Here is a 16,744-nt window from a genome sequence, read left to right as displayed (position 1 = left end):
CGGTGGGCCCGTTCCGGTTGCCCGCCGGCGGGCGGGGCGCGAGGGTGGGGTGATGAGCAGCGCGGAGCAGACCCGCGACGGGGTGTCGCTGACCAACCTCGACCAGCCCCTCGCCCCCGACGCCGGGGCGAGCAAGCGGGACCTGGTCAACTACCTCGACGCCGTCCACGGACGGCTGCTGCCCTGGCTGCGGGGTCGGCCGCTGTCGGTGGTCCGGGTGCTGCGCGGGCAGGCGCCGTTCATGCAGAAGAACCTGCCGAAGTACACCCCCGACTGGGTACGCCGAACGTCGGTCTGGGCCGAAGCGTCCCACCGCGACGTGTCGTACGCCCTCTGCGACGACCGGCGGACGCTGCTGTGGTTCGCCAACCAGCGCGCGGTGGAATACCACCCGACCCTGTCCACGGTCGACCGCCCGGGGCACCCGACCGACCTGGTGCTCGACCTGGATCCGCCGGAGGGGGCGGACTTCGGGGTGGCCGTGGCCGCCGCCCGGCTGGTGCGGCAGGCGCTCGCCGACGTCGGGCTCGCCGGGGCGGTCAAGACCAGCGGGGCCAAGGGGCTGCACGTCCTCGTCCCGGTCGACGGGGCGACGAGCGCCGAGGAGGCCGCCGCTGCCACCCGCGCCCTCGCCGTACGGGCCGAGCGGCTCGACCCGGCGCTGGCCACCACCGCCTTCATCCGCGAGGACCGGGGCGGGCGGGTGTTCGTCGACTCGACCCGGGCGGGCGGGGCGAGCCTGGTGGCCGCCTTCAGCCCCCGGCTGCGCCCGGGGCTGCCCGTGTCGTACCCCGTGGGGTGGGACGACCTCGACGCGGTCGTCCCCGCCGACTTCACCGTGCGGACCGTCCCCGCGCTGGTCGCCGACCGCGACCCGTGGGCGGGGCTGCTGCCGCCGCCGCAGCCTCTCCCCGCCGACCTGGTCGAGCAGGGGCGGGGCATCCCGGTCGCCCGCGTGCAGGCGATGCACGAGGGCCGCCGGCGGGCGCGGGCCCGCCGCGCCGCGCAGTCGCCGTAGCGGCCGGGCGACCGCTTCGCCGCGTACACCGATCGCCGCCGGAGCCCCGGCGTGCGCGGAGCAGCCGTCAGCGGGCCTCGGCGTACGCGGCGAAGCGGTCGACGAGGCCGTGCGGTGCGTCGTCGCGGAAGCAGATCTCCAGGTTCGCGGCGGCCTCCCGGGCGGCTGTCTCGGCGCGCGGGAACAGCGCCCGCTCGTACGCGGCCAGCGCGGTCTCGACGTCGTCGGGGTGGGCGGCGAGGGCCCGGCCGAGTTCGGCTCCGTCGAGCATGGCGAGGTTGGCGCCCTCCCCGGCGAAGGGCGACATGAGGTGGGCGGCGTCGCCGAGCAGGGTGACGCCGGGCACCCGGTCCCAGCGGTGCCCGACCGGCAGCGCGTGGATGGCGCGCGGGACCAGGGGGCCGTCGGCGTCGGCGATCAGTGCCCGCAGCTCGGGCGCCCAGCCGGCGAACTGGTCGAGCAGGAAGGACCGGGCGGGGTCGTCGCCCGGCCGCTCGTGCCCCGGGACCGCGCAGGCTGGGTCGACGCCGGCGAGCCGGTCCTCGGGCAGCCGCAGGGCGACGTAGACGTGCAGGCTGCCGTCGGTCTCCCGGTGGGCCAGGAAGCCCTTGCCGGGGCCGAGGGCGAACAGCATGCCGGACCCGACGAGCGCGGCCTGCGCGGGGTGCCGGCGGTCGGCGTCGAGCAGGGTGGCCTCGACGAACGACAACCCGCAGTAGGCGGGCGCGGCGGCGGAGACCAGCGGTCGGATCCGGGACCAGGCGCCGTCGGCGCCCACGAGCAGGTCGGTGGTGGCGGTGCCGCCGCCGGCGAGGGTCAGCTCGTGCCGCCCGTCGCCGAGGGCGCGGGCGGCCGTGATCCCGCCGCCCCAGCGGACGGTGCCCTCGGGCAGGGAGTCCAACAGCAGCCGGCGCAGGTGGCCCCGGTTGACCTCGGGGCGGTCGCCGTCGCCCTCGTCGGCCTCGTCCAGGTGCGCGGTGCCGTGCCGGTCGAGCACCCGCACGGCCTGCCCGCCGGGGTGGACGAGGCGCAGGAACTGCTCGTGCAGGCCGGCGGCCCGCAGGGCGACCTGGCCGTTGTGCTGGTGGATGTCGAGCATGCCGCCCTGGGTGCGGGCGTCCGGTGCGGCGTCCCGCTCGTAGACGGTGGCGGGGATGCCGTGGACGTGCAGGACGCGGGCGAGCGTGAGGCCGCCCAGTCCGCCGCCGACGATGCCGATCGCTGGTGTGCGCACAGGTCTCCTTCGGGTGTGGGTGTTGCTGGTTCCGGGTGACGAACAGGTTCTTGACGAACGCGTTCGACGCGGCATGGAAAGCCGCCGTGCGGCCGGGGAGGGTCAGTCGCCGCCCCGGCCGGCGGCGAGGCCGTCGAGCAGGGTGCTGAACGCCCATCGCGCCCGCTGTTCGCCGGTGCCGGAGAACAGCTCGTCGCGGGCGCGGTGCAGGTGGGGGTGGTCGCCCGGATCGGCGTCGCGCACGGCCGACACCTGCTGGCGTACCTCGCCGTCGGCGTCGGCCGACCCGTCCCGGGTGCCCTGTTCGGCGGCCGTGGCCGTGGCGTGCTGCAGCAGCAGGTCGACGCCCCACGCCGCCTGCCGCACGGGGATGCCGCCCGCGTGCAGCAGGCCCAGCACCGCATCGACCAGCCGCAGGTAGTGCGGCCCGGAGGGGCGCAGCACCAGCGCCGACCGGGCCAGGCCCGGATGACCCATCAAGATCCGGGTGTACGCGTCGAGCAGGCCGATCACGTCCTCGCGCCAGCATCCGGCGTCGTCGCCGGACGGCAGCGGAAGGTCCGCGATCAGCGCGTCGAGCAGGGCGGCGTGCATCTCGGCCAAGTTGTCGACGTAGACGTACAGGGACGCCGGGCCGGTGTCGAGCTCCGCCGCCAGCCGGCGCATGGTGACCCGCTCCAGGCCCTCCTCGCGCATGACACGCAGGGCGACGCTCATCACGCCGTCCCTGCTCAGCGGCGGCTTGGCGGGGCGGTCGCGGCGACTCACGGGAACGCGCCGAGGGCTCATGAACGCGATCGTAACGAACATGTTCGTCAACTGGCAAGGGCCCCCGCGACGGGTTGTCCATGCCGGTCCGCGACGGCGCGGGCGTGCGGGCCGGGAGCCTTGCTTTCATTGATGGGCTTTGGCATCCTCCATGTGGAAAGCGCTTTCCAAGCTGGTGTCTCCGGGCGACGCCGGCACCGGCCACGCCTGCGCCCCGGCCGCGCGCTGTCGATCGACGGCGCGCCGGCCGTGCGCCCGGCCGGCCGATTACGGGCATCCCGTCCCGCGACCAGTTCGATCCCCTGGAGACCCCCATGCGCGTCAGCTCCATGATCGCCGCGACCGGCCTGCTGGCCGGCGCGCTCGTCGTGCTACCCCAGGCGGCGCAGGCCGCCCCCGTCCGGTACGAGGCCGAGACCTCCCCGGCGGTGTGCACCGGCACCGTCGACGCGGACTGGGCCGGCTACTCCGGCAGCGGCTTCTGCAACGCCACCAACGCCGTCGGCGCGTACGCCCAGTTCACGGTGACCGCCGCCGCTGCCGGCGCGGCGACGGTGCAGATCCGGTTCGCCAACGGCGCCACGACGGTCCGGTCGGCGGACCTGGTCGTCAACGGCTCGACCGTGCAGAACCTCGCGTTCGAGGGCACCGGCGCCTGGAGCACGTGGGTGACCAGGACGGTGTCGGTGAACCTGACCGCCGGCAGCAACACCGTCCGGCTCACCCCGACCGTCTCGGTAGGCCTGCCCAACGTGGACTACCTCGACGTCGACGCGGGCACCACCACGCCGCCCCCGGCGACGAACGCGCTCTACGTGGCCACCAACGGCGACGACGGCAACCCGGGCACCCTGGCCGCCCCGCTGCGCAGCATCCAGCGCGCGGTCGACCTCGCCCAACCCGGCCACACCATCTACCTGCGCGGCGGCACGTACGCCCCGAGCACCAACCTCCAGCTGCTCAAGAACGGCACGTCGAGCCAGCCGATCACCATGCGCAACTACGGCACCGAGCGGGTGGTCATCGACGGCGAGAACATGCCGCACACCCCCGCGCCGGTGGGCGGCAGCATCCCCCGCGCCGAGCGGGGCGCGATCCACATCGAGGGCGACTGGTGGCGCCTCGTCGGGCTGGAGATCGTCCACGGCCCGTACGCGGTGTTCGCGCTCGACGTCAACAACACCATCTTCGACCGTTTGGTGACCCGGGACAACTACGAGTCGGGCATCCAGATCCAGGGCGCGTCGAGCAACAACCAGGTCGTCAACCTCGACTCGTACGGCAACCGCGACCCCCGCAAGAACGGGGAGAGCGCCGACGGCCTGGCCATCAAGGAGGGCTCCGGCACCGGCAACGTGGTGCGGGGCGCCCGGCTGTGGAACAACTCCGACGACGGGCTGGACTTCTGGATGTTCGAGTCGCCCATCCTGCTGGAGAACAGCCTGGCCTGGGGCAACGGCTTCAACCGCTGGAACCTGCCGGACTACACCGGCGACGGCAACGGCTTCAAGCTGGGCGGCAACGGCGTGGCGGCCAACCACACCGTGCGCAACAGCATGGCGTGGGGCAACGCGGTCGGCGGCTTCATCGACAACAACAACCCCGGCCGGCACACCATCGACCACTGCACCGCGTGGGACAACCCGGGGACCGGCTTCAAGTTCGACCGGTCCACCAGCACGCTGACGAAGAACCTCGCCGTGGCCAACGGCACCGCCGCGTCGCTGGGCTCGACCTCCACCGGCAGCGGCAACTCGTGGAACATCGGCGGCACCTGGTCGCTGGCCAGCACCGATCCGGGCACGATCACCGGGCCGCGCACTGCCGACGGCTCGATCCCGTCGTCGACCTTCCTGCGCCCGTCCAACGGCGCCGACGTGGGCGCCCGCTTCTAGCCGATAGGCCGGAGACACGACGAAGGCCGCTGACCTGATCGATCCTGGTCAGCGGCCTTTCGTGTTGCTCATCCGAGGTGCCCCCGGCAGGATTCGAACCTGCGCCCCCGCCTCCGGAGGGCGGTGCTCTATCCCCTGAGCTACGGGGGCTCAGCGACGGGAGAAGACTAGCAAACGTCCCCACCGAACGCCGAATCGGTATCCGGCCCGGCGGGTCAGGCCGCGATCGCCCGTCCGCAGCTCGGCAGCGGGTGCAGGACGATCCGCCGGGGCAGCCGGCGCGGCCACTCGTTCTTCGGCCAGGAGCCGTCGACGATGACGTGCACCGGGTTCTCCTCGGCCCCGCTGAGCCGCAGCACGAAGTCGCGGGGCAGCGGCGGGTCGACCGACGGGGTGGTGATCATGAAGCGGACCCGGCCCCGGGACGACACGGCGGAGACCACGTCGGCCGCCGGCATCGTGCCGCGCAGCCGCACCCGGCCGAGCCAGTAGACCTCGGCGAGGTGCTCCTGGGCGGCCCGGGTGATCGCCGGGTACTCCAGGCGTACCCAGCGCTCGACCGCGCCGACGCAGAGCCCGCAGGCGCGCTCGCGCGGCTCGCGCGGACCCAACCCCCAGGCCCGCAGGTACGCCCCGACGGCGCCCGCGTCGGCCCGGGGATCGAAGCGGCGCTGGACGAGCGTGGTGAGGCTCTGCCGCGTCCACAGTTCCTCGTCCAGGCCGAACTCGTCGGGGTGGACGCCGCGCAGGACGTCGATCAGCTCCAGTTCCTGTTCGCGGCTGAGGGCTCCCGGCTCGCCCTGCCGCTGTCCGCGACGGACGGCTGCCACCGTCCCGTCACCACCGATGGTGTGGCGTCGGCACCAGCTGGTGACCGACCGCCGTGCGTCTCTGAGTGCAACCCCCACGTCCTGCGCAACGAGCCCGAATCGCAACTGGTCACGATATGTGGGTAGAAAACTCTCTCAAGCTGGCCAAAGGGTCGGATAGCTTCTAAACGGACATGGCCCGCCGGCGGAACGGGAGCGGACACGGAAAAGGCCCGCGCCGTCGCCGGGGTCGGCGGGGCGCGGGCCTTTTCGTGCTGAGGCCCGGCGGGTCAGCCCTTCGCGAGCCGGTCGCGCGCGGCCGTGAGGTTGGTGAGGTCGGTCTGCTGCGTGTTCTTCATCGTCTGGGCCACCCGCACGACCTCGGGGTCGTCGCTGGCGTCCAGGATGCCGTCGATCATGTGGACGCCGCCCAGGTGGTGCTGGATCATCATCTCCAGGAAGAGGACGTCCTTCTCCCGGCCCCGGGGGGTGTCCCGCAGCTTCGCCATCTGCTCCGGGGTGGCCATTCCCGGCATCAGGCCGTTCTTCATCGACGCCGCGCCGTCGGGCATCCACGCCATCCGCGGCTGCGACCCGGTCGGGTCGAGGCCCCAGGAGCGCAGCCACGTCTGCATGGTGCCGATCTCGCCCTGCTGGCCGGTGGCGATGTCGCCGCCGATGCTGACCACCTCGGCGTCGGTGCCCTGCTGGAACGCGATCAGCCCCATCTCCACCGCCTGGGCGTGGTGGGTGGTCATGTCCCGGGCGAAGCCCGCCTCGGCCGAGGCGTCACCTGGGCGGGTGAGCTTCGGCGTGAGCAGGCCGCCCGCGTACCCCAGGAGGAGGCCGACCACGACGGCGGCGACCACCGCCAGCGTGCCGAAACGGCGCGCGCCCGTCGCCCCACCGTCGTCGCCGGTCTCCGGGGCCTCGACCGTGCCGGGCTCCGTCGTCGTGGGTGCGGTCATCGGCGTCCTCGTCCTCGGTGGTCTCGGTCCCGGGTCACTGGGTGGGCATCGCGGCGCCGTCACGCGGCGTGGTGCCGGTGGCGGTGATGCCCGGCTCGCCGCAGTTGGCGGTGGGGCCCTCGATCGAGGCGTTCACCCGCAGCGTCTTGATGAACTCGTCGATCCGGCTGTCGTCGGCGTTGTCGACCTTGAGCTGGTAGCCCCAGGCCTGGAGGGAGATCGGCTTGTCCTGCCCCTCGAACGGGCTGAGCATCAGCTTCTCCTGGCCCTCGACCTTGCTCTTGAGCTTGGCCACCTGGTCGGCCGGCAGATCCGGGCGGTAGGTGATCCACACCGCGCCGTGCTCCAGGCTGTGCACCGCGTGCTCGTTGGCGATCGGGGCGTCGTAGACGTTGCCCATGCAGTTCTGCCAGGTCGCGTTGTGCGGACCGGCCACCGGCGGGGACTGCGCGTACTTGATCGAGCCCTGCTGGTGGTTGCTGCCCTTGACCAGCTCCGGGTCCGACTTGCGGAAGTTGACGATGCCGCTGATGTCGGCGGCCCGGTCCTCCCACGGCTTGGAGCCCTGGAACGTCGCCCAGGCGCCGAAGCCGATGATGCCGACGGCGAGCACACCGACTGCGGTGAACAGCGCGATCGGGCCCCACGAGCGGCCCTGGCTCACCTTCACCGGTGCGATCGGCTTGCGGGGGCCCTTGCCCTTGCCGCCCGCCGAGGGGCGTGGGGCGTCGCCCGTCGACTTGCCGGCCCCGGCCTTGGCGCCGGCCGCCGGCCGGCCCGCCGCCGGCTTCTTGCCGGTGGTGACCACGGTCGGACGGCGCTCCGGGCCGCCCGGGGTGCTGATGCTCATCGTGCCTCGTCAGGTCGGTCGGTCAGAGTGGGTGGCGGACGGTGTTCACGCGCAGGGTGGCCGCCGAGTGACCGAGTCTACCCCCGATAACATGGTTCGGTGACTCCCGCAGAACTGGCCGAGGTCGTCCTCTCCGCAGCCCACGCAGTCTTCGCCGACCGGGGCCTGGACAGCTCCGCGCTCCCGGGGCGCACCGCCGTCGAGCGACCGCGCAACCCGGAGCACGGCGACTACGCCTCGACGCTCGCCCTCCAGCTGAGCAAGAAGGTGGGCGTGCCGCCGCGCGAGCTGGCCACGGCGCTGGCCGAGCAGCTCGGCCGGGCCCCCGGGGTCAAGTCGGTGGAGATCGCGGGGCCGGGCTTCCTCAACATCCGGCTCGACGCCGCCGCCGCCGGCCAGCTCGCCCGGTCGATCGTCGAGGCCGGCCCGGCGTACGGCACCGGCACGGCCCTCGCCGGCCAGAAGATCAACCTGGAGTTCGTCTCGGCCAACCCGACCGGCCCGGTGCACATCGGCGGGGTCCGCTGGGCCGCCGTCGGCGACGCGCTGAGCCGGCTGCTGCGCGCGACCGGCGCCGACGTGGGCACGGAATACTACTTCAACGACGCCGGCTCCCAGATCGACCGGTTCGCCCGGTCCCTGCTGGCCGCCGCGAAGGGCGAGCCCGCCCCGGAGGACGGCTACGGCGGCGCGTACATCGCGGAGATCGCCACCGAGGTCCGCAGCCGCCGGCCCGACGTGCTGGAGCTGGGCGACGCCGCCGCCCAGGAGGTGTTCCGGGTCGAGGGCGTCGAGCTGATGTTCGAGGAGATCAGGTCCTCGCTGCGCGACTTCGGGGTGGAGTTCGACACCTACTTCAACGAGAAGGACCTGCACGACCGGGGCGAGCTGGACCACGCCCTGGCCCGGCTGCGCGAGCAGGGCCACCTCTACGAGGCCGACGGGGCCACCTGGCTGCGCACCACCGACTTCGGCGACGACAAGGACCGGGTGCTGCGCAAGTCCAACGGCGAGTGGACGTACTTCGCCGCCGACTGCGCGTACTACCTCGACAAGCGCGAGCGCGGCTTCGACCGCGTGGTGATCATGCTGGGCGCCGACCACCACGGCTACATCGGCCGGATGAAGGCGATGTCCGCCTGCTTCGGTGACGACCCCGCCGTCAACCTGGAGATCCTGATCGGCCAGCTCGTCAACCTGGTCCGTGACGGGCAGCCGGTGCGGATGAGCAAGCGGGCCGGCACCGTGGTCACCCTGGAGGACCTGGTCGACGCGATCGGCGTGGACGCCTCCCGGTACGCGCTGGCCCGCTACTCCAGCGACTCCCCGATCGACATCGACGTGGAGCTGTGGACCCGGGCCACCCGCGACAACCCGGTCTACTACGTGCAGTACGTGGCGGCGCGCACCGCCAGCGTGGGCCGCAACGCGGCCGAGGTGGGGCTGACCCGGGGCGACGGCGAGGCGTTCCGCCCCGAGCTGCTCTCCCACGACAAGGAGAACGACCTGCTCAAGGCGCTCGCCGAGTTCCCGGCCGTGGTCGCCACCGCCGCCGAGCTGCGGGAGCCGCACCGGGTGGCCCGCTACCTGGAGGAGCTGGCCGGGGCGTACCACCGGTTCTACGACAACTGCCGGATCCTGCCGCGCGGCGAGGAGGAGGTCACCGACCTGCACCGGGCCCGGCTCTGGCTCAACGACGCCACCCGCACGGTGATCGCCAACGGGCTGCGCCTGCTCGGCGTGTCCGCCCCGGAGAGGATGTGATCGCGTGCGAGCGCGAGGAGTGAGCCTGCGAGCCCCGCAGTCGCGAAGCGGAGACCGCTGATGCGGGCTCACGAGGCCGGCGCGCTGCACGGCGACATCGGCAGCCGGGGGCCGGCGTGGCTGCGTACCCCGGTCGACGTCAACGCCTTGGTGCCGCCGCTCTGGCCGCGCACGGTGACCCGGGCCGCCGACGGCGCGCTCGCCGTCGGCGGGCTCGGCGTGCGCGAGATCGCGGCCGAGTTCGGCACCCCGGTGTACGTGCTCGACGAGGACGACCTGCGCTCGCGCTGCCGCGACTTCCGGGCGGCCTTCCCCGACGCCGACGTCTACTACGCGGGCAAGGCGTTCCTGTGCCGGGCCGTGGTGCGGATGATCGCCGAGGAGGGGCTCTTCCTCGACGTGTGCACCGGCGGCGAGCTGGCCACCGCGCTGTCGGCCGGGATGCCGGCGGAGCGGATCGGCTTCCACGGCAACAACAAGTCGGTGGCGGAGCTGACCCGGGCGCTGGACGCGGGGGTGGGGCGGATCGTCCTCGACTCGTTCACCGAGATCGACCGGCTCACCGCGCTGGCCCGCGAGCGCGGGGTCCGCCCCGGCGTGCTGATCCGGGTCACCGTCGGCGTGGAGGCGCACACCCACGAGTTCATCGCCACCGCGCACGAGGACCAGAAGTTCGGCTTCTCGCTGGCCGGCGGGGCGGCTGCCGCCGCCGCGTTCAAGGTCATCGACGAGGGCGTGCTGGACCTGCGCGGCCTGCACTCGCACATCGGCTCGCAGATCTTCGACGCCAGCGGGTTCGAGGTCTCCGCCCGCCGGGTGCTCGCCCTGCAGGCGCAGATCCGCGACGCCCGGGGCGTCGAGCTGCCCGAGCTGGACCTGGGTGGCGGCTTCGGCATCGCGTACACGACCCAGGACGACCCGGCGACCCCGCAGGAGCTGGCCAAGCGGCTGCGCAAGATCGTCGACGGGGAGTGCGCCGCCGAGCGGCTGGCCGTGCCGCGCCTGTCCATCGAACCCGGCCGGGCCATCGTCGGCCCGGCGGTGTTCACGCTCTACGAGGTCGGCACGGTCAAGAACGTCGACGGCATCCGCACCTACGTGAGCGTGGACGGGGGGATGAGCGACAACATCCGCACCGCCCTCTACGACGCGTCGTACTCGGCGACGCTGGCCTCCCGGGCCTCGACCGCCGAGCCGCTGCTCGCCCGCGTGGTGGGAAAGCACTGTGAGTCCGGGGACATCGTGGTGAAGGATGAATTCCTGCCCGCTGACGTGCAGGCCGGAGATCTTGTCGCGGTGCCCGGGACGGGTGCCTACTGCCGGAGCATGGCCAGCAACTACAACCACGTGCCCCGCCCCGCGGTGGTGGCGGTGCGCGCCGGCCGGGCGCGACTGATCGTCCGGCGGGAGACGGAAGAGGACCTGCTCGCATTGGATGTCGGATGACCTCACCTGTGCGCTTGGCGCTGCTCGGCTGCGGAACGGTCGGCAGCGAGGTGGTGCGGCTGCTGCACGAGCAGTCGGCCGACCTCGCGGCCCGCATCGGCGCGCCCCTGGAGATCGCCGGCATCGCCGTGCGCCGGCTCGGCCGGGACCGGGGCGACCTGCCGGTCGACGAGGCGCTGTTCACCACCGACCCGCTCGGCCTGATCAAGCGGGACGACGTCGACGTGGTGATCGAGGTCGTCGGCGGCATCGAGCCGGCCCGGGGCTGGCTCGTCGAGGCGCTGCGGGCGGGCAAGAGCGTGGTCACCGCCAACAAGGCGCTGCTCGCCGAGGACGGCCCGGCCCTGCACGACGCGGCGGCCGAGGGCGGTGCCGACCTCTACTACGAGGCGTCGGTCGCCGGGGCCATCCCGCTGCTGCGCCCGCTGCGCGACTCGCTGCACGGCGACCGGGTCAACCGGGTCACCGGCATCGTCAACGGCACCACCAACTTCATCCTCTCCGCGATGGACGCCACCGGCGCAGGCTTCGCCGAGGCCCTGGAGGAGGCCACCGAGCTGGGCTACGCGGAGGCCGACCCGACCGCCGACGTGGAGGGCTTCGACGCGGCGGCCAAGGCGGCGATCCTCGCCTCGCTGGCGTTCCACACCCGGGTCACCGCCGCCGACGTGCACCGCGAGGGGATCACCGAGGTCACCGCCGCCGACGTGGCCAGCGCCAAGGCGATGGGCTGCACGATCAAGCTGCTCTGCATCGCCGCCCGGGGCCGCGACGCCGCCGGCCGGGAGACGGTCAGCGTGCGGGTGCACCCGGCGATGATCCCCCTGACCCACCCGCTGGCCAGCGTCGGCGATGCGTTCAACGCGGTCTTCGTCGAGGCCGAGGCGGCCGGGCAGCTCATGTTCTACGGCCGGGGCGCGGGCGGTGCGCCGACCGCCAGCGCCGTGCTCGGCGACGTGGTGGCGGTGGCCCGCAACCGCCTCGCCGGGGTGCGCGCGCCCAGCGAGTCGGCGTACGCGGATCTCGCGGTGCGGCCGATGGGGGAGGCCCTGACGCGCTACCACATCAGCCTCGACGTGGCCGACCGTCCGGGCGTGCTCGCGGCGGTGGCCGGGGTGTTCGCCCGGCACGACGTGTCCATCGCCACGGTCCGGCAGGGCTCGGCGGACGGCCCGGCCGGCTCCGGCGACGCGGAGCTGGTCATCGTCACCCACGTCGCGCCGGACGCCGCGCTCGCCGCCACCGTGGAGGAGCTGCGCGGGCTGGACATCGTGCGGTCGGTGGCGAGCGTGCTGCGGGTCGAGGGCGGGGCCTGACGCGGCTGGTCCGCCGGCCCCCGTCGGCCCCCGCCGCGGCGGCGCACCCGCCACGGCGCGCGCGTCCGCGTCTCGCCTGGTGGTTACGCTCAGGTGCGGCGTGCGCCGGTCGGCGAGGCTGGTCCACGCTGGGTGTGCCCGGCCTGTCGGCGGGGCGGTAGAGGTGAGGAGAGCGACATGTGGCGGGGTCTGATCGAGACGTACCGGGACCGGCTGCCCGTCACCGACGCCACCCCGGTCGTCACCCTGCACGAGGGGAACACCCCGCTGCTGCCCGCGCCGGTGCTCTCCGCCCGGCTCGGCTGTGACGTCTACCTCAAGGTCGAGGGGGCCAACCCGACCGGCTCGTTCAAGGACCGGGGCATGACGCTCGCGGTCTCCAAGGCCGTCGAGCACGGCGACAAGGCGATCATCTGCGCCTCGACCGGCAACACGAGCGCCTCCGCCGCCGCGTACGCGGCCCGCGCCGGGATCACCTGCGCGGTGCTGGTGCCGCAGGGCAAGATCGCGCTGGGCAAGCTGGCCCAGGCGCTGGTGCACGGCGCGCGGCTGCTCCAGGTCACCGGCAACTTCGACGACTGCCTGGCGCTGGCCGCCAAGCTCGCCCAGGACTACCCGGTCGCGTTGGTCAACTCGGTCAACCCCGACCGCCTGCACGGGCAGAAGACGGCCGCGTTCGAGATCGTCGAGGCGCTCGGCGACGCGCCCGACATCCACTGCCTGCCGGTCGGCAACGCAGGCAACATCTCCGCCTACTGGATGGGCTACTCGGAGGACCTGCGCGACGGCAACGCCACGAAGGCCCCGAAGATGTACGGCTTCCAGGCCGCCGGCGCCGCCCCGATCGTCACCGGCCAGGTGGTGCACGAGCCGTCGACCATCGCCACCGCGATCCGGATCGGCAACCCGGCGAGCTGGACGAAGGCCGTCGACGCCCGGGACGCCTCCGGCGGCCTGATCGCCGCCGTCAGCGACCGGGAGATCCTGGCCGCCTACCGGCTGCTGGCCCGCGAGGTCGGCGCGTTCGTCGAGCTGGGCAGCGCGGCCAGCGTCGCCGGGCTGCTCCAGCAGGCCGCCGCCGGCAAGGTGCCGGCCGGCTCGACGGTCGTCTGCACGGTCACCGGGCATGGCCTGAAGGACCCGGAGTGGGCCATCTCCACGGCTCCCGCCCCGATCACCATCGGCAACGACGCCCTCGCCGCCGCCCGCTCCCTCGACCTGGCCTGAGCCCGCGCCGGGCGCGGCCCGCGCACGTGCGGCGACGGGCGTGACACGCCGCCGGGGCGGGGCGGCGCGACCCCGGCCCGGCCGGGATGATTGCGTCGGGCACACTCTTTGTTACCGAGCTGTCCCGCCCTTCTCTTCCCAGGAGTGAGCCACGCCGATGTCGCTGCTCGCCAGATTCAGCCTCGCCAACCGAGGGCTGGTCGCCCTCATCGCCGTGGTCACGACGCTGTTCGGTCTGTTCGCCGTGCCGTCGTTGAAGCAGCAACTCCTGCCGTCGCTGGAGTTCCCGGGCGCGTTCGTCGTGGCGGTCTACCCCGGCGCCGCGCCCGAGATCGTCGAGTCGCAGGTCACCGAGCCGATCGAGAACAGCATCCAGGGCATCCCCGGGCTGGAGAAGGTCACCTCCACCTCCCGCGAGGGCTCGGCCACCGTCCAGGTGGAGTTCACGTTCGGCACCGACCTGGACAACGTGGTCAACAAGATGGAGACCGCGCTGAACCGGATCGACAGCCAGCTCCCCGAGGGCGTCGACCCGCAGGTCCTCACCGGCACCACCGACGACCTCCCGGCCGTGGTGATCGCCGCGTCCGGCGGCGGCGACGAGCGGGCGCTGGCCGACCGGCTGCGCGACAACGTGGTGCCGGAGCTGGAGGGGATCGACGGGGTCCGCACCGTCGCCGTGACCGGCACCCGGGAGCAGGTCGTCACCGTCACCCCGGACCCGGCGAAGCTGGCCGCCGCGAAGCTCGCGCCGACCGCGATCGGCACGGCCCTGAAGACCAACGGCGTCGCCGTGCCGGCCGGCGCGGTCAGCGACGGGTCGCGGGCCCTCACCGTCCAGGTGGGTACGCCGATCCGCTCCGTCGACGACCTCAAGGGCATCGTGCTCACCTCGACCGCGCCGAAGGCGGCCCCGGTGAAGCTCGGCGACGTGGCGGCCGTGGAGCAGCAGCTCGCCCCGGCCACCTCGTTCACCCGCACCAACGGCCGGGACAGCCTCGGCATCGCCGTCACGGCCGCACCGGACGGCAACGCCGTCGAGATCTCCCACGAGATCCGCGACCGCCTCGCCGACCTGCGTTCGGCCTCCGGCGCGGACCTGACCGTCGTGTTCGACCAGGCCCCGTTCGTGGAGAAGTCCATCGAGAGCCTCACCACCGAGGGCCTGCTGGGCCTGGTCATGGCGGTCGTGGTGATCCTGGTCTTCCTGCTGTCGGTGCGCTCCACCGTGGTCACCGCCGTCTCGATCCCGCTGTCGGTGCTGGTGGCGCTCATCGCGCTCTGGATCGGCGACTACTCGCTCAACCTGCTCACCCTCGGCGCGTTGACCATCGCGGTCGGCCGGGTGGTCGACGACTCGATCGTCGTGCTGGAGAACATCAAACGCCACCTGGAATACGGCGAGCCGAAGCGGCAGGCGATCCTCACGGCGGTCCGCGAGGTGGCCGGCGCGGTGACCGCGTCGACGCTGACCACGGTGGCCGTGTTCGCCCCGATCGCGCTGGTCGGCGGCTTCGTCGGGCAGCTCTTCGCGCCGTTCGCGATCACCGTGACGGTGGCCCTGCTCGCCTCGCTGCTGGTCTCGCTCACGGTGATCCCGGTGCTGGCCTACTGGTTCCTCAAGCCCGGGCGGGTCGCCGACGAGGCCGCCCGCCGGGCCGCCGAGGAGAAGGAGCTGCGCAGCCCGCTCCAGCGGGGCTACCTGCCGGTGATCGGGTTCGCCACCCGCAGCCGGGGAACCCGCTGGATCACCGTCGGGCTGGGGCTGGTGGTGCTGCTCGGCACCTTCGTCCTGTCCGGCGCGCTCAAGACCAACTTCCTGGACGACTCCGGCCAGGACACCCTGACCATCACCCAGCAGCTCCCGGCGGGCAGCGGGCTGGCCGCCACCGACCAGGCGGCCCGCCAGGTCGAGTCGGTGCTCGACCGGGCCGAAGGCGTCGAGACGTACCAGGTGAGCGCCGGGGGCAGCGACCAGCCGTGGGCGGGCGGCGGCGGCAACAACGCCGCCACCTTCTCCGTGACGCTCGACGGCGAGACCGACGTGGCCGAGGTGAAGCGGGCGCTGCGCCGCGAGTTCGACTCCCTCGGCGCCTCCGTCGGCGAGCTGAGCTTCGGCGGCGCCGAGGCCGGCGGGTCGACCAACCAGCTCGAGGTCGTCGTGCAGGCGGCCGACACCGAGGTGCTGGCCCGGGCGGCCGAGCAGGCGCGGGCCGCCATGGCCGGCACGGCCGACGTCGAGGACGTCTCGACCAGCCTGGCCGAGCGGGTGCCGCGGGTGGACGTGACCGTGGACCGGCTGGCCGCGGCGCGGGCGGGGCTCACCGAGGCCGCCGTCGGGCAGCTCGTCGCCCAGGTCTACCGGGGCACCCCGCTGGGGCAGGTCACCTTCGACGGCGGCCAGCAGGACGTGGTGCTGCGCTCCGGCGGGCAGCCGCCGCTGACGGTGGAGGAGCTGCGGGCACTGCGGGTCGGCCCGGTCAAGCTGGACGACATCGCCGACATCACCCAGGCCGAGGGGCCGCAGCAGGTGACCCGCATCGACGGGGAGCGCAGCGTCACGGTCACCGGCACGGCGACCGGCGCCAACCTCGGCGCGACCACCGAGGAGCTCCAGCAGAAGCTGGACGACATCGACGTACCCGGCGCGACCATCAGCATCGGCGGCGTCAGCGCCGACCAGGCGGACGCGTTCGCCGACCTGGGGCTGGCCGTGCTCGCGGCCATCGCGATCGTGTTCCTGATCATGGTGGCGACGTTCCGCAGCCTGACCCAGGCGCTGATCCTGCTGATCTCCGTGCCGTTCGCGGCGACCGGCGCGATCGGCCTGCTGCTGGTCACCGGCACCCCGCTGGGCGTGCCGGCGCTGATCGGCGTGCTCATGCTGGTCGGCATCGTGGTGACCAACGCCATCGTGCTGCTGGATCTGATCAACCAGTACCGGGCGCAGGGCATGGGCGTCGGCGAGGCGGTGGTCGAGGGCGGCCGGCGTCGGTTGCGCCCGATCCTGATGACCGCCGTTGCGACGATCTTCGCACTGCTGCCGATGGCGTTCGGCCTGACCGGGGAGGGCGGCTTCATCTCCAAGCCGCTGGCGATCGTGGTGATCGGTGGCCTGCTCAGCTCCACCCTGCTCACCCTGATCCTGGTCCCGACCCTGTACACGATGGTGGAGAACACCAAGGAGTCGCTGCGGGCCCGTCGGCAGCGTCGCCGGGGCGTACCGCCGGCGGAGTCCACGGGCGACGGCCCGGCGCCGGCCGACGAGCCCGTGCCCGCCGCCGCGCCGGCCGCTCCCGCCCGGCCCGCGCCGTCGGCGGCCCTGGTGGACGGCACCGACCAGTTCGAGGTGCTGCGCCTGCCGAAGAGCCGGCAGTCGCCGTTGCCGCCGCCGGCCGAGTAGCCGACGCGACCGCCCACGCCCCCGCCGGGTCCCACTCCGGCGGGGG

12 protein-coding genes and 1 tRNA gene are annotated in these 16,744 nt (G+C 73.5%); 7 read left to right on the top strand and 6 right to left on the bottom strand.

All coding sequences use genetic code 11. The features are described 5' to 3' along the window. Positions 1 to 52: 52 nt before the first annotated feature. Positions 53 to 1,018 (top strand): non-homologous end-joining DNA ligase, encoded by a 966-nt coding sequence (gene ligD, locus LPU61_RS07850; protein ID WP_229404602.1) that lies wholly within the window; start codon positions 53 to 55, stop codon positions 1,016 to 1,018. A 67-nt stretch (positions 1,019 to 1,085) separates the two neighbouring features. Here the strand turns inward: ligD and LPU61_RS07845 are convergent, their stop codons facing one another. After that, a complete protein-coding gene (locus tag LPU61_RS07845) occupies positions 1,086 to 2,252 on the bottom strand; it encodes an NAD(P)/FAD-dependent oxidoreductase (protein WP_229404601.1) in 1,167 nt (388 codons plus the stop codon). Between the two features lie 102 nt (positions 2,253 to 2,354). Beyond that, on the bottom strand, positions 2,355 to 3,041 hold the full coding sequence (locus LPU61_RS07840) for a TetR/AcrR family transcriptional regulator (RefSeq protein ID WP_052503878.1): 687 nt from the start codon (positions 3,039 to 3,041) through the stop codon (positions 2,355 to 2,357). Positions 3,042 to 3,334: 293 nt separating this feature from the next. On the opposite strand from LPU61_RS07840, the gene LPU61_RS07835 reads away from it, so the two are divergent. Next, positions 3,335 to 4,915 (top strand): carbohydrate-binding protein, encoded by a 1,581-nt coding sequence (locus tag LPU61_RS07835; RefSeq protein ID WP_229404600.1) that lies wholly within the window; start codon positions 3,335 to 3,337, stop codon positions 4,913 to 4,915. 78 nt (positions 4,916 to 4,993) lie between these two features. Here the strand turns inward: LPU61_RS07835 and LPU61_RS07830 are convergent. The 4 genes from LPU61_RS07830 to LPU61_RS07815 form a co-directional block, all read right to left on the bottom strand. Next, positions 4,994 to 5,065, bottom strand: a tRNA-Arg gene (locus tag LPU61_RS07830). 65 nt (positions 5,066 to 5,130) lie between these two features. Further along, on the bottom strand, positions 5,131 to 5,823 hold the full coding sequence (locus LPU61_RS07825; RefSeq protein WP_043966008.1) for a winged helix-turn-helix domain-containing protein: 693 nt from the start codon (positions 5,821 to 5,823) through the stop codon (positions 5,131 to 5,133). Between the two features lie 191 nt (positions 5,824 to 6,014). Further along, positions 6,015 to 6,692 (bottom strand): DUF305 domain-containing protein, encoded by a 678-nt coding sequence (locus tag LPU61_RS07820; protein WP_229404599.1) that lies wholly within the window; start codon positions 6,690 to 6,692, stop codon positions 6,015 to 6,017. Between the two features lie 34 nt (positions 6,693 to 6,726). Beyond that, a complete protein-coding gene (locus tag LPU61_RS07815) occupies positions 6,727 to 7,542 on the bottom strand; it encodes a DUF3105 domain-containing protein (protein WP_229404598.1) in 816 nt (271 codons plus the stop codon). A 99-nt stretch (positions 7,543 to 7,641) separates the two neighbouring features. On the opposite strand from LPU61_RS07815, the gene argS reads away from it, so the two are divergent. The 5 genes from argS to LPU61_RS07790 all read left to right on the top strand — a co-directional run bounded on the left by argS (position 7,642) and on the right by LPU61_RS07790 (position 16,698). Then, a complete protein-coding gene (gene argS, locus LPU61_RS07810) occupies positions 7,642 to 9,306 on the top strand; it encodes an arginine--tRNA ligase (protein WP_043966011.1) in 1,665 nt (554 codons plus the stop codon). Positions 9,307 to 9,366: 60 nt separating this feature from the next. Continuing rightward, positions 9,367 to 10,752, top strand: coding sequence for a diaminopimelate decarboxylase (lysA, locus tag LPU61_RS07805; RefSeq protein ID WP_043966013.1), 1,386 nt, complete (start codon positions 9,367 to 9,369; stop codon positions 10,750 to 10,752). An 8-nt stretch (positions 10,753 to 10,760) separates the two neighbouring features. Beyond that, a complete protein-coding gene (locus LPU61_RS07800; protein WP_043966014.1) occupies positions 10,761 to 12,068 on the top strand; it encodes a homoserine dehydrogenase in 1,308 nt (435 codons plus the stop codon). Positions 12,069 to 12,245: 177 nt separating this feature from the next. Beyond that, positions 12,246 to 13,295: a threonine synthase gene (gene thrC, locus LPU61_RS07795; RefSeq protein ID WP_043966016.1), complete on the top strand. Its 1,050-nt coding sequence runs from the start codon at positions 12,246 to 12,248 to the stop codon at positions 13,293 to 13,295. Positions 13,296 to 13,452: 157 nt separating this feature from the next. After that, complete coding sequence (locus tag LPU61_RS07790) at positions 13,453 to 16,698, top strand: efflux RND transporter permease subunit (RefSeq protein WP_229404597.1); 3,246 nt, start codon at positions 13,453 to 13,455, stop codon at positions 16,696 to 16,698. Positions 16,699 to 16,744 lie beyond the last annotated feature (46 nt).

Source organism: Micromonospora sp. NBRC 110038, from assembly GCF_020884815.1.
Taxonomy (GTDB): Bacteria; Actinomycetota; Actinomycetes; order Mycobacteriales; family Micromonosporaceae; genus Micromonospora; species Micromonospora haikouensis.
This window is presented reverse-complemented; position numbering and strand designations above follow the sequence as displayed.

Bases quoted from the DNA above. Each gene is read 5' to 3' on its own strand.
- LPU61_RS07835 (WP_229404600.1), top strand. From the start codon at position 3,335: ATGCGCGTCAGCTCCATGATCGCCGCGACCGGCCTGCTGGCCGGCGCG.
- lysA (WP_043966013.1), top strand. From the start codon at position 9,367: ATGCGGGCTCACGAGGCCGGCGCGCTGCACGGCGACATCGGCAGCCGG.
- LPU61_RS07840 (WP_052503878.1), bottom strand. From the start codon at position 3,041: ATGAGCCCTCGGCGCGTTCCCGTGAGTCGCCGCGACCGCCCCGCCAAG.
- LPU61_RS07815 (WP_229404598.1), bottom strand. From the start codon at position 7,542: ATGAGCATCAGCACCCCGGGCGGCCCGGAGCGCCGTCCGACCGTGGTC.
- thrC (WP_043966016.1), top strand. From the start codon at position 12,246: ATGTGGCGGGGTCTGATCGAGACGTACCGGGACCGGCTGCCCGTCACC.
- LPU61_RS07820 (WP_229404599.1), bottom strand. From the start codon at position 6,692: ATGACCGCACCCACGACGACGGAGCCCGGCACGGTCGAGGCCCCGGAG.
- ligD (WP_229404602.1), top strand. From the start codon at position 53: ATGAGCAGCGCGGAGCAGACCCGCGACGGGGTGTCGCTGACCAACCTC.
- LPU61_RS07790 (WP_229404597.1), top strand. From the start codon at position 13,453: ATGTCGCTGCTCGCCAGATTCAGCCTCGCCAACCGAGGGCTGGTCGCC.